General features: G+C 72.9%; 13 protein-coding genes and 2 pseudogenes. 7 read left to right on the plus strand and 8 right to left on the minus strand.

Going from position 1 to position 12,014, the window contains the following annotated elements; translation table 11 throughout:
• Positions 1–636: hypothetical protein (locus AB0M54_RS46195; RefSeq protein WP_364479410.1), on the plus strand; the 636-nt coding region annotated here is incomplete at its 5' end.
• A complete protein-coding gene (locus AB0M54_RS46200) occupies positions 633–1,631 on the plus strand; it encodes an HAD-IIA family hydrolase (protein ID WP_364479413.1) in 999 nt (332 codons plus the stop codon). The genes AB0M54_RS46195 and AB0M54_RS46200, both read left to right, overlap by 4 nt.
• Before the next feature lie 111 nt (positions 1,632–1,742).
• Here AB0M54_RS46200 and AB0M54_RS46205 read toward each other — a convergent pair whose 3' ends face one another.
• The 7 genes from AB0M54_RS46205 to AB0M54_RS46235 all read right to left on the minus strand — a co-directional run bounded on the left by AB0M54_RS46205 (position 1,743) and on the right by AB0M54_RS46235 (position 7,232).
• The gene (locus AB0M54_RS46205; protein WP_364479415.1) at positions 1,743–2,453 is read right to left on the minus strand and encodes a HEAT repeat domain-containing protein; all 711 of its coding nucleotides are present in this window, start codon (positions 2,451–2,453) and stop codon (positions 1,743–1,745) included.
• Between the two features lie 11 nt (positions 2,454–2,464).
• Positions 2,465–2,923 (minus strand): hypothetical protein, encoded by a 459-nt coding sequence (locus tag AB0M54_RS46210; protein ID WP_364479418.1) that lies wholly within the window; start codon positions 2,921–2,923, stop codon positions 2,465–2,467.
• Positions 2,923–3,582, minus strand: coding sequence for a response regulator transcription factor (locus tag AB0M54_RS46215; protein ID WP_364333999.1), 660 nt, complete (start codon positions 3,580–3,582; stop codon positions 2,923–2,925). The genes AB0M54_RS46210 and AB0M54_RS46215 overlap by 1 nt, the downstream gene beginning before the upstream one ends.
• Entirely contained in the window at positions 3,575–4,984 is a 1,410-nt protein-coding gene (locus AB0M54_RS46220) for a histidine kinase (RefSeq protein WP_364479421.1), read from the minus strand. The genes AB0M54_RS46215 and AB0M54_RS46220 overlap by 8 nt, the downstream gene beginning before the upstream one ends.
• 2 nt (positions 4,985–4,986) lie before the next feature.
• Positions 4,987–5,808 (minus strand): ABC transporter permease, encoded by an 822-nt coding sequence (locus tag AB0M54_RS46225; RefSeq protein ID WP_364479424.1) that lies wholly within the window; start codon positions 5,806–5,808, stop codon positions 4,987–4,989.
• Positions 5,801–6,721 carry an ABC transporter ATP-binding protein gene (locus tag AB0M54_RS46230; protein ID WP_364334008.1) on the minus strand — a complete coding sequence of 307 codons (921 nt, stop codon included), beginning with the start codon at positions 6,719–6,721 and terminating at the stop codon, positions 5,801–5,803. Before AB0M54_RS46230 ends, AB0M54_RS46225 begins: the two co-directional genes overlap by 8 nt.
• 175 nt (positions 6,722–6,896) lie before the next feature.
• Positions 6,897–7,232, minus strand: coding sequence for an SCP2 sterol-binding domain-containing protein (locus AB0M54_RS46235; protein WP_364334011.1), 336 nt, complete (start codon positions 7,230–7,232; stop codon positions 6,897–6,899).
• Positions 7,233–7,346: 114 nt separating this feature from the next.
• Here AB0M54_RS46235 and AB0M54_RS46240 point away from each other — a divergent pair.
• A pseudogene (locus AB0M54_RS46240) lies at positions 7,347–7,637 on the plus strand (hypothetical protein); the annotation flags it as partial.
• 188 nt (positions 7,638–7,825) lie between these two features.
• Here AB0M54_RS46240 and AB0M54_RS46245 read toward each other — a convergent pair.
• Positions 7,826–8,185: pseudogene (locus AB0M54_RS46245) on the minus strand (pentapeptide repeat-containing protein); the annotation flags it as partial.
• A 69-nt stretch (positions 8,186–8,254) separates the two neighbouring features.
• Here AB0M54_RS46245 and AB0M54_RS46250 point away from each other — a divergent pair.
• Genes AB0M54_RS46250 through recN form a run of 4 tightly spaced genes read left to right on the plus strand, consistent with a single transcriptional unit; the run spans position 8,255 to position 11,993 of the window.
• Positions 8,255–8,503 carry a hypothetical protein gene (locus tag AB0M54_RS46250; RefSeq protein WP_364334017.1) on the plus strand — a complete coding sequence of 83 codons (249 nt, stop codon included), beginning with the start codon at positions 8,255–8,257 and terminating at the stop codon, positions 8,501–8,503.
• Between the two features lie 3 nt (positions 8,504–8,506).
• The gene (locus tag AB0M54_RS46255; RefSeq protein WP_364334020.1) at positions 8,507–9,340 is read left to right on the plus strand and encodes a TlyA family RNA methyltransferase; all 834 of its coding nucleotides are present in this window, start codon (positions 8,507–8,509) and stop codon (positions 9,338–9,340) included.
• Complete coding sequence (locus AB0M54_RS46260; protein ID WP_364334023.1) at positions 9,337–10,227, plus strand: NAD kinase; 891 nt, start codon at positions 9,337–9,339, stop codon at positions 10,225–10,227. Before AB0M54_RS46255 ends, AB0M54_RS46260 begins: the two co-directional genes overlap by 4 nt.
• Positions 10,228–10,277: 50 nt before the next feature.
• Positions 10,278–11,993: a DNA repair protein RecN gene (gene recN, locus AB0M54_RS46265; RefSeq protein ID WP_364479427.1), complete on the plus strand. Its 1,716-nt coding sequence runs from the start codon at positions 10,278–10,280 to the stop codon at positions 11,991–11,993.
• Positions 11,994–12,014 lie beyond the last annotated feature (21 nt).

A 12,014-nucleotide genomic window follows, 5' to 3' on the forward strand; every position in this document is an offset into this window, starting at 1 on the left:
GCGCGTGCCGACTCGGATGACGACGACGAAGACGACGAAGACGAGGGCGACGAACTCGCCGACGACGAGGCGCGTGCCGACTCGGATGACGACGACGAAGACGACGAAGACGAGGGCGACGAACTCGCCGACGACGAGGCGCGTGCCGACTCGGATGACGACGAAGACGATGAGGACGACGACCTCGACGGGGACGACGCCGTTGAGGCGCGTGCCGACTCCGACGAGGACGACGACCTTGACGACGCCGAGACGCGCGTTGACTCGGACGACGAGCTCGACGGTGCTGAGGCTCGGGTGGGTTCGGATGTCGACGAGGCCGACGGTGCTGAGGCGCGGGTTGGCTCGGACGAGAAGGAGGCCGGCTCTGAGCAGGGCGCGCCGGTGCTGACCGTCGACGAGGAGGATGACCTCGATGGTGAGGACGACCTCGACGACCAGACCCGGGTGAAGGACGCCGCCGATCAGGTGCCGGACTCGGCTCCCGGTGATGGGGGGCTGGCGGCTCCGGTCGTCCGGTTCTTGGATGCCGGGGAGGGCAAGCCGGATTCGGCTGCCGGTGACGCGGAGCAGAAGGCCGACGGGGACGAGTTCACCGCGGGTGGCTCGGACGTCGAAGGAGAGCGGCGGGCGTGAGTGGCGGGCTGGTCGATGCGTACGACATGGTTGTCTTTGATCTGGACGGCGTTGTCTATCTGATCGACCGGCCCATCCCGGGCGCGGCGGAAGCGATCGAGCGGCTGCGGGGCGATGGCGTGCCGGTGGCGTACGCGACGAACAACGCCTCGCGCCGCGCGGCCGACGTGGCCGCGCTGCTCACCGGCATGGGGGTCCCGGCGACGGCCGACGAGGTGCTGACCTCGGCCGGCGCCGCCGCGGCCCTGCTCGCCCAGCGGCTCGAGCCCGGTTCGCCGGTGCTGGTCGTGGGGGCGGACGCGTTGCGGGCCGAGGTCCGCGACGCGGGGCTGACCCCGGTGGAGACGTTCGAGGACAAGCCGGCCGCGGTGGTGCAGGGCTACGGGCCGGACGTCGGCTGGCGGATCCTGGCCGAGGCGGCGCTGTCCGTGCGGGCCGGCGCCACCTGGGTGGCCACCAACGCCGACCGCACCCTGCCCAGCCCGCGCGGCCCGCTGCCGGGCAACGGGTCGCTGGTGGCGGTCCTGCGTACCGCCTTGGACCGCGACCCCGACATCGTCGTCGGCAAGCCGGAGCCGGCCCTGTTCACCACGGCCGCGCGGCTCTCGGGCGCCAAGCATCCGCTGACCGTGGGCGACCGCCTCGACACCGACATCGAAGGCGCCACCAAGGCCGGCACCGACAGCCTCCTGGTCCTGACCGGGGTGAGCGGCCCGGCCGACCTGCTGGCCGCCGAGCCGGAACGCCGCCCGACCTACGTGGCGGCCGACCTGTCGGGGCTGTTCGCGCCGGCCGGCGACTCGAGCATCCCGGCCGCGGAGACGACGTCGCTCGGCGGGTGGCAGGTGACCGTCTCCGACGGCGCCGTGACCCTCGACGGGGCCGGTCGACCGGTCGATGCTCTGCGGCTGCTGTGCCCGCACACCTGGGCCGGCGCCACCGCGAAAGCCGCGTCGCCCGAGGCGCGCGACGTCTTCAGCGAGTGGGGCCTCTGAGGCTGCCGGCGAGGCGCTGCGGTTCGCACGATGCCATGCCACCGCACTTTGTCCGTCCGACGCGCGCATCCGACTCGGCCGAGGGGTTCGGCGGATGGCGGTTGGCGCTGGTCAGGCGTCGGATTGGTTGATCCACTCGACCACGGCGAAGTGGTAGGGGCGGGGGAACGGGGTGTGGATGCTGGCCAGGGCGGCGGTCCGGGCGGATTCCACCAGCTCGGGCCAAGGTGTGGCCGGGGCGAACGTGACGTTCGAGTCGCACCGGCTGCCCTTGTGGGTTCCGGTGTCGCGGACCGACCAGTGCTGGTAGTGAAGGACGACCTGGGCGTGGTCGGCCAAGTCGTTGATGACGTCTTTCAGGCGGGCCATCGGCCAGCAGCGGGCCAAGGTGCCGGCTGTGGTCTGCAACGAGGCGGTCAAGTCGGGGATCACCTCCTGGCGGGCGCCCAATGTGGTCAGGGCGTGCCTGATGGCGATGGCGTCGGGGGTCGCGGGGTGGTCGGCGTACCCGTAGATTTCTTGGAGTTTGGGCACTGCCGGCTGGATCCGTAAGGTGCCCAGGGCCTGGGCGGCGCGGGCTCTGACCCTGGTGTGTTCGCTGGTCAGCAGGGCGATCAGGGCGGGGGCGGCATCGGTGGCGGCCAGGCGCTCGAGGACCTCGACGGCGGCCAGCTGCGTTTCGGGGCGCATGGTGGGCACGGTGGCAGTCAAGGGGAGCACCACGTCGTGGCCCAATGCGACCAGGTCGTGCTTCGCGTGGCCGACGTTCTCCGTCCAGTCGTCGGCCAGCAGGCGGATGAGGCGTGGAATCTCGCTGCTCACGAGCGTGGAGGCTACGGTGCCGGGCGTTGAGGGTGGCGGGCCGGGGGAACGGGCCGGGAGGTTCGGCGGGACACTGTGGCCAGCAGGCGGCGGACGCTGCGGGCGTGGAAGCCGGAGCTGATCACGGCCAGGCGGTACAGGGCGCCGTGCGGGCCGGGGAAGTCGGCTCGGCTCTCCGCGGACAGGCGGGACCCGCCTTCCGGGCGGGCGGCGATGTGGAAGCTCAGGGCGTACACGGAGAACAGGTGTTGACCCTCCAAGGTCAAGGCGGCCGGCTCGACGGACTCGGTGATCCGGAAGCCGGCCAGGGTGTCGCGGGACGGTTGCCATGGGCGGCTGCGGATCGCCCGGGCGTAGGCGGTGGGCAGCGGGCCGGAGAAGGCGCCGCGGACCGTTCGCAGCAAAGCCGGCCAGATCGCCTCGGGCGTGGCGTCGATGGTGACCTCGTGCACATCGGTGGTGGGCAACATCAATCGACCAGACCTGATTGGTACGCGAAGACGACCAGCTGGGCCCGATCGCGGGCGGCCAGCTTGATCATGGCGCGGCTCACGTGGGTGCGGGCCGTCGCCGGGCTGACCACCAGGCGGGTGGCGATCTCCTCGTTGCTGAGGCCCTCGCCGACCAGGCCGGCGATCTCGCGTTCACGGTCGGTCAGGGACGCCAGCCGGGGGTGGGGCTTGAGGACCCGGGCCGGGCGGGCGGCGAACTCCCGGACCACCTTGCGGGTCACCGACGGGGAGAGGAGCGCCTCGCCGGCGGCGACCAGGTGGATGGCGCGTACCAGATCGGCGGGCTTGGTGTCCTTGGTCAGGAAACCGCTGGCGCCGTGGCGGAGGGCGTCGAACACGTAGGAGTCGACCTCGAACGTGGTCAGCACCACGACCCGGGTGCCGGAAAGCTCGGGGTCGGCGGCGATCCGGCGGGTGGCCTCGATGCCGTCGATGCCGGGCATGCGGATGTCCATCAGGACCACGTCGGGGCGCAGGGCGCGGGCCTGGTCGACGGCGGCCAGACCGTCGGCGGCCTCGCCCACCACGGTCAGGCCGTCCTCGCTGGCCAGGAGGGTGCGCAGACCGATGCGGACCAGGTCCTGGTCGTCGGCCACGAGTACGCGGATCTCAGACATCGGCGGCTCCGGGGTTCTCGGCTTTCGATCGGCCGGCGTCGGGTTGCGCGGCGGGGTCGGTCTGCGCTGTGTCGGGCTGGGCGGCGTTGGGCTGGGCGGCGTCGGGCTGCGCTGCGTCGGGCTGCGCTGTGTCGGGCTGGGCGGCGGGAGAGGGCGGCGGGGGGTCGGGTGATGCGGTGGAGTTGGAGTGAGGCATGGGAAGGGTTGCGGTTACGGCGAAGCCGCCGGAAGGGGCTGGGCCGGCCGCGAGGGTTCCGCCGAGGGCGGTCACCCGTTCGCGCATGCCGATCAGGCCGTGGCCGTCGGTGGCCGAGGAGCCGGTCGGTCCGTGACCCGTGTCGGTCACCGTGATGGTGAGCCGGCCGCCGGCCTGCTCGACGCGGACCTCGGCGGTGGCCGAGCCGGCGTGACGGAGGACGTTGGTCAGCGATTCCTGCACGACGCGGTAGGCGGTGAGATCCACGGCCGTCGGCAGCCCGGTCACCGGGCCTGACACGGTCAAGGAGACGGGGACGCCGGCTGAGCGGGTGCGGTCCAGGAGCGCGCCGAGGCGGGCGAGCCCCGGCGCGGGTGTCCGGTCGTCGACCTCCTCCGGCCCGCGACGCACCGCGCCCAGGGTGACCCGCAGCTCGTCGAGCGACTCCCGGCTGGTCCGGCTGATCGCCGAAAGCGCCGCCTCAGCCGTCGCCAGCGCCGCCTCGACCGCGGCATCGGACGCGGCGGAAACCGGCGCCGGCGGAGCGGGCGATGGGGTGGCCGATTGAGCGGGCGACGAGGTGGCTGGCGGAGCGGGCGAAGGGGTGGCCGCAGGAGCGGGCCGGCGTTTGGCCAGGATGTGCAGGGCGATGTCGGCCTGCATGGTGATCGCGGCGAGGCCGTGGCCGACCACGTCGTGGACCTCCTGGGCCACGTGCAGGCGTTCGGCGTCGGCGTGGCGGCGCAGCTCGTCGCGGCGGGTCTGCAGGCGTTGTTCGCGGGTCACCCGCACGGTCACGCCGATGGCCAGCGGGACCACCGCCCACGCCGAGACCGGCGCCGCCGCGACCAGGCCGAAGCCGGTGCCGACGGCGCCGCACACCACGATCAGGACCGACGCTGTCCCGGCCGCGGCCGCCGACACGCGCAGCGTCCGGTGGGCGGCGACCGTGTAGACCGCGCAGGCCACGCTGAACAGGATCGGGCCGTAGAGCAGACCCATCAGGGTGTACGCGCAGACGGCCGCGACCGTGACACCGAGCACCGGCAGCGGGAACCGCCGCCGCGCCACGATGGCGAGCGCCGCCACCACCACCGGCACGTAGGCCCACCAGCCGTCCGGGGCGAGGCCGACGTTGCGGGACGCCGGCGCCGTCCCGGCCACCCCGGCCAGGAGCAGCAGCAGCGCCAGCAACCCGTCGACCACCTTCACAGGATGTCACGCCGGCGGAGCAGCAGGCCGCCCAGCGCGGCGAACACCAGCAGGTACGCGGCCAGCACCCACGCCGCCTGCCCGCCGCCGACGACGGCCACGACACCGGGGGTGTCCGTGCCACCGCCGAGCGCCGCCACCAGCGAGCCGGCGTTCGGGCCGGGCAGGCCCTTCTGCGCCTGGGCCACCCAGTCGAGCAGCGGCGCCGCGATCAGCGTCAGCAGGTTCTGCACCGCGAGCATCCAGACCAGCCCGAGCCCGACCGGCAGCGCGACGCCGCGCAGGGCGATCGCCAGCAAGGCGCCGAGCACCGTCCACATCGCCGCGATCAGCCACCCGGCGCCGATCCCGACCAGCACGTCGGCCGCCGGCGGCCAGTTCATCGGCGCGCCTTCCCCGTACCCGATCAATGCACTGGCCGTGGCGCCGGCGGCGAACACCATGACCACCGCGGCCAGCGCCGCCAGCAGGGCCACGATCAGCTTGGCGGCGTAGACGCGCAGGCGCGACGGGTCCTGGGTGAGCACGGTCTTCCAGGTGCCCCAGGTGTACTCGCTGCCGACCGTGAGCACGCCGAGGATCAGCATCAGCGCCCCGAGGAAGACGGGCAGCCCGCCGATCGTGTTACCGACTAGTTGGTCGGGAAGCATCGCCGCCAGGCCGCGGTCCGCTGTGGGGCCGGCGGTGCCGCCGGCGTACCCGGCGTACGGGATGACGTAGGTGAAGATCAGCGAAACCGTGAGCGCGACCGCCAGGAGGGTCCAGATCGCGGGCCGGCGCAGCAGTTTGCGCGCCTCGGCGCGGATGTCGTCAAGCATGAGCGGGCACCTCCACGGGTGAATCGGCGGTCAGGTCGAAGAAGGCTTGTTCGAGGCTGCGTTCGTGGACGGTGAGCGAGTGCACGGCGATGCCGGCGTGCACCAGCGCGGCGTTGATCTCGGGCGCGCGGGCGGGGGAGACGGCGAGGTCGAGGCCGTCGTCGCGGACACCGACCGCCTCCGCGCCGAGCAGGGTGCGTGCGACGGCGGCGGCCGAGGGGAGGGGCGAGGCGACGATCCGGAGGGTACGGTCACCGCGCAGTTCTGCCACGGTGCTCTCGGCGACCAGCCGCCCTCGCGAGATGACGCCGACCCGGTCGCAGAGTTCCTGCACCTCGGTCATCAGGTGGCTGGACAGCAGCACCGTGCAGCCGGCCGCGCCGAGCCGCTTCACCAGCAGGCGCATGTCGGCCATGCCGGCCGGGTCGAGGCCGTTGGTGGGCTCGTCGAGCACCACCAGCCGCGGGTCCTTGAGCAGGGCGGCGGCCACGCCGAGCCGCTGTTTCATGCCGAGCGAGTAGGTGACGTAGCGGTCGCGCGCCCGGCCGGTCAGGTCGACCTGGTCGAGGACCAGCGCGATGCGGTCGTCACCCACCCGCGCGTGCCGCGCCATCGCCTTGAGGTTGTCCAGGCCGCTGAGGTACGGGTAGAAGGCCGGCCCTTCGACCAGGGAACCGACGCGGGCCAGGTGGCCGGGCTTCCCGGGCGGCACGCCGAACAGCCGCACGTCGCCGGAGGTGGGCCGGATCAGCCCGAGCAGCATGCGCAGCGTGGTGGTCTTGCCGGCGCCGTTCGGGCCGAGGAAGCCGTAGACCTCGCCGGCCCGTACTTCGAGGTCGAGCGCGTCCACGGCGGTCAGGGAGCCGTAGCGTTTGGTGAGCCGATGGGCGGCCACCGGGATCGGGGTTGTCATGTCCCGAGACTCGTCCGCCCGGTCGTCGATGACGTCCGACGAGGCGCGGCTTCCGGTGTACGTCAGGCTGCGTAGTCGCCGAACGGCGGTGTGCGCCTGCGGTTTGCGATTGCAGTTTTGCTACAGCAACTTGCTACAGCAAAACCGCTACCGCAAAACGGCTACAGCGAAACCGCTACAGCAGCTTGCGCAGCTTGAGCAGGTCGAACGGGTTGGCCTTGATCTTCACCTGGCCCGAGGCGACCGCGCGGGTGACGTCGAGGCGGCCGTTCACCAGGGCCACCAGGTCGTCGCCGGTCGCGATCAGGGCGATCTTGGCCTTCGGGTCGTCGCCGTCGGCGATGTCGACCAGGAGGCCGTCGGCGAGGCGGGCGTGGAACGCGGTCTCGAGGTCGGTGACGCGGGCGGCGAGCGTACGGTCGAAGTCGAGCTTGCCCCGGCTCTCGGCGTTGCGTTCTAGGCGGGCGGCGAGGTCGTGCAGAGCCTGCCGACAGTCGTCCACCGTGGCCATCGAGCTCTCCTTAGTTCAGGGCTTGATCTACGACACCGCTGTTGACGCACGGTACCGCACACGGTGGCGATCACCCGACCGGTAGCGTGGCACCTGACGCGAAGGAGGGCGATCATGCAGGACGCATGGCGGGCGTATCTGGAGATGGCGCTCGGACTGACCGAGGTGCCGCGCAAACGAGCGCAGAAGGTGGCCTCGGAACTGGTCAACCGGGGTGGCGCGACGGCCACCCAGCTGCAGGGCCTGGTCGAAGACCTGTTGACCACGGGTGTGCAGAACCGCGAGGCGCTGACCAACATCGTGCGCTTCGAGGTCGACCGCGCGCTGGGCATGGTCGGCCTGGCCACTGCGGACGAGGTGAAAGATCTGACCACGCGCGTCCGTGACCTCGAGAAGCAGCTGCGGGTGGCGCAGGCGCGAGCGACCGCGGCCGAGCACGTGACCGGCCCGGGCGCCGGTGGCGACGTGCTCGACAAGCCGGCGCCGCTCCCGGCGAAGAAGGTCGCCAAGAAGGCCGTGAAGAAGGTGGCTCCGACCCCGGACGGCGCGGTCAAGGCCGCTCCGGCGAAGGCCGCTCCGGTCAAGGCCGCTCCGGTCAAGGCCGCTCCGGTCAAGGCCGCTCCGGTCAAGGCCGCTCCGGTCAAGGCCGCTCCGGTCAAGGCCGCTCCGGCGAAGGCCGCTCCGGTCAAGGCCGCTCCGGTCAAGGCCGCTCCGGTCAAGGCCGCTCCGGAGAAGGCCGCTCCGGCGAAGAAGGCGACACCCAACCGGATGCCGTCCGCCGCGTCGCCGCCCGCGAAGAAGGCCCCCGCGCCGGAGAAGGCGACCTCGGCCCCGCCCGCGGGCACGGCCGAGGCGCCGGTGGCGAGCGTGGTCGACGCGGCCGCCGCGACCGAGCTGCCGCCGGTGAAGAAGGCCACGAAGGCGCCGGCCAAGAAGGCCGCGGCTAAGGCCACCCCGGCGAAGAAGAGCAGCCCGGCCAAGAAGACCAGTCCCGCGAAGAAGACGCAGCCGGAGGCCGGCCAGTGAGCTATCCGACGCCCGGGCCGCGGCCCGGTCCGGTTCCCGGCCCGCCGTCCGGTCTGGTTCCCGGCCCGCCGCCCGGCTTCAACCCGCTGCCCGGCCGGTCCGACGGCGAGACCGGTCACCCGGCCGTGGACGGGATGCTGGCCGCGCTCGAGAACGCCGCGCAGCTGCCCCCGGCCGAGCAGATCGCCGAGTACGAGGCGGCGCACGACGTCCTGCGTGAGACGCTCGCGAGCATCGACGGCTAGTCGATGGCCCGTCGTGCCCGGCTCGACGCCGAACTGGTCCGCCGCAAGCTGGCCCGGTCGCGGGAACAGGCCGCCACGCTCGTCGCCGAGGGCCGTGTGCGGGTGCGTGGCACCGTCGCGCACAAGGTCGCCGCGATGGTCGACCCGGCCGACCCGGTCGTGGTCACCGGTGAGGACCCCAAGGACGAGTACGTGTCCCGGGGCGGCCACAAGCTCGCCGGCGCCCTGAAGGCGTTCGGCGGCATCACCGTGAAGCAGAAGCGATGCCTGGACGCAGGCGCCTCCACCGGCGGCTTCACCGACGTGCTGCTGCGCGCGGGTGCTGCCCACGTGGCCGCGGTCGACGTCGGCTACGGGCAGCTCGCCTGGCCGATCCGCACCGACGACCGGGTGCTCGTGGTGGAGCGCACCAATGTCCGTACGCTTACCCCCGACCTGATCGGCGGACAGGTCGACCTGACCGTGGCCGACCTGTCGTTCATCTCGCTGCGGCTGGTGCTGCCCGCACTGGCCGCCTGCACCGCGCCCGACGGTGACCTGGCGCTGATGGTCAAGCCCCAGTTCGAGGTGGGCAAGGAACGGGTCGGCGCCGGTGGCGTGGTCCGCGACCCGGAACTGCGGGCCGAGGCGGTGCTCGACGTCTGTGCCGCCGCGGCCGGGCTGGGCCTGGGCGTGGCCGGGGTGACGGCCAGCCCGTTGCCGGGGCCGAGTGGCAATGTGGAGTTCTTCGTGTGGTTCCGCCGGGACGGGGTACCCGCCGACGCCGAGCGGATCCGCGCGGTGGTCGCCGCCGGCCCGTCGGGCCGGCCAGCTTCTGAGGTGGAGGACGTTTCATGACCCGTGCTGCCTTGCTGGTCGCCCACACGGGACGCCGGCAGAGCGCCGCGCACGCGCGGACCGTCGCCCAGGATCTGCTGGCCGCGGGCTTCGAGGTGCGTGTGCTGACCGAGGAGGCCGGCGACCTCGACTTCCCGGCCGGGGTGGTGCCGGTCAGCGACGACCCGGCCTCGGCCGAGGGCGTGGAGATCGCGGTCGCGATGGGCGGCGACGGCACCTTCCTGCGGGCGGCCGAGCTGGCCCGCCCGGCCAAGGTGCCGATGCTGGGCATCAACACCGGCCACGTCGGCTTCCTGGCCGAGGCCGAGACCGGCGACATCGACCGGGTGATCGAGGACGTGGTCGCCGGGTCGTACACGGTGCACGAACGGCTGACGCTGGACGTGCGGGCCGAGTACGACGGCCGGCTGATCGCCGAGTCGTTCGCGCTCAACGAGGTCAGCGTCGAGAAGGGACAGCGCGCCCAGATGCTCGAGTTGCTCGTCGACGTGGACGGACGGCCGCTGTCCCGCTACGGCTGCGACGGCGTGGTGTGTGCCACGCCGACCGGATCCACGGCGTACGCGTTCTCGGCCGGCGGCCCGGTGGTGTGGCCCGAGGTGGAGGCGCTGCTGCTGGTCCCGATCAGCGCGCACGCCCTGTTCAGCAAGCCTCTGGTGACCGCGCCCACCTCGATCTTCTCGATCACCGTCGACCCGTACACGTCGTTCGCGACCCTGTGTGCCGACGGCCGGCGCACCTGGGACCTCCCGCCCGGCGCGCAGATCACCGTGCAACGCGGTGACCTGCCCGTACGCCTGGTCCGGCTGGCCCCGCGCCCGTTCACCGACACCCTGGTGGCCAAGTTCGCCCTGCCGGTGGATGGTTGGCGCGGGAATCGACGCTGATCCACAGCCCTGGTGGGCATTCGTCACACGGTCCCACTACTGTCTGCCCTGTGCTGGAGGAACTGCGGATCACCGGGCTCGGTGTCATCGACGACACGACCCTGCACCTGACCCCGGGGATGAATGTCATCACGGGCGAGACCGGCGCCGGCAAGACCATGGTGGTGACCGGTCTGGGCCTGCTGTTCGGCGGCCGCGCCGACGCCGGGCGGGTACGCGCCGACCCGGGCCGGGCGGTCGTCGAGGGCCGGTTGCGGCTGAAGGGCTCGCTGGCCGGGGCGGTCGCGACGCGCATCGTCGAGGCGGGCGCCGAGGTCGACGACGACGGCAGCGTGCTGCTGAGCCGTACGGTCACGATCGAGGGCCGGTCGCGCGCCCACGTCGGCGGCCGGAGCATGCCGGTGTCCGTGCTGAGCGAGCTCGGTGAGAACGTGCTGGCCGTGCACGGGCAGTCCGACCAGCTGCGGCTGCTGCGCCCGGTCGAGCAGCGGGCGGCGCTCGACCGGTTCGCCGGGCCCGACCACGAGAAGCTGCTGGAGACCTATCGCCAGGCGTACGCGTCGTGGCGGACCGTGGTCGACGACCTGGCCGACCGCCGGGCCAACGCCCGCGCCCGCACCCAGGAGGCCGAGCTGCTCAAGCTCGGCCTCGACGAGATCACCCGGGTCGATCCACAGCCGAACGAGGACGACGACCTGCGGGCCGAGGTGCAGCGCCTGGAACACGCCGAGGGGCTGCGGGTGGCCGCCATGCAGGCCGCGGTGGCGCTGGCCGGCGGCGTCGAGGTGACCGAGGACGCGCCTGACGCGACCCAGCTGCTGGGCACCGCGCGCCGCACGCTCGAGGCGCAGGCCCAGGTGGACGCGTCGCTGGGCGACCTCGCGGCCCGCATCGAAGAGGCGGCGACGCTGGTCGGTGACGTCTCGGCCGAGCTGTCGACCTACCTGAGCTCGCTCGACGCCGACCCGGCCCGGCTGGAGGAGATCTACGAGCGGCGGGCCGCGCTGCGCGGGCTGATGCGCAAGTACGCCGACGACGTCGACGGCGTGATCGCCTGGGCCGACAACGCCCGCACCCGGCTGGCCGTGCTCGACTCCTCCGACGAGCTGCTCGAAGAGCTCGACAAGGAGCGCCTGCGTCAGGAGGCGCTGGTGCTCGACCTGTGCGGGCGGCTGACCGCGGCCCGTCAGGAGGCGGCCGGCCGGTTCTCCGAGGCGGTCAGCGTCGAGCTGGCCGGGCTGGCCATGCCGCACGCCCGGGTCGAGGTGGCCGTGGTCGAGCGGTCCGACGGCCCGGGACCGGATGGCGCCGACGAGGTGGAGCTGCGGTTGCTGGCCCACCCGGGCGCGCCGTCGCTGCCGCTGCAGAAGGGCGCGTCCGGTGGTGAGCTGTCCCGGGTGATGCTGGCCATCGAGGTGGTCTTCGCCGGGGCGGGTGGCCCGCCGACGCTGGTCTTCGACGAGGTGGACGCCGGGGTCGGCGGCACGGCGGCGGTCGAGATCGGCAAGCGGCTGGCGCGCCTCGCGCGTACCCATCAGGTGTTGGTCGTGACCCACCTGCCGCAGGTGGCCGCCTTCGCCGACACCCACCTGGTGGTCGCCAAGGACACCGGCGGGGCGATCACCACGAGCGGTGTGCGGGTCGTGCAGGAGACCGACCGGGCCCGCGAGCTGTCCCGGATGCTGGCCGGCCTGCCCGACTCCGACCTGGGCATCGCCCACGCCGAGGAACTGCTGGCCGTGGCGGGCAAGGAGAAGCGAGGCTAGGCAGCCGCCATTTGCCCCTTT

It is taken from the genome of Actinoplanes sp. NPDC051470 (genome assembly GCF_040682035.1).
Taxonomy (GTDB): Bacteria; Actinomycetota; Actinomycetes; order Mycobacteriales; family Micromonosporaceae; genus Actinoplanes.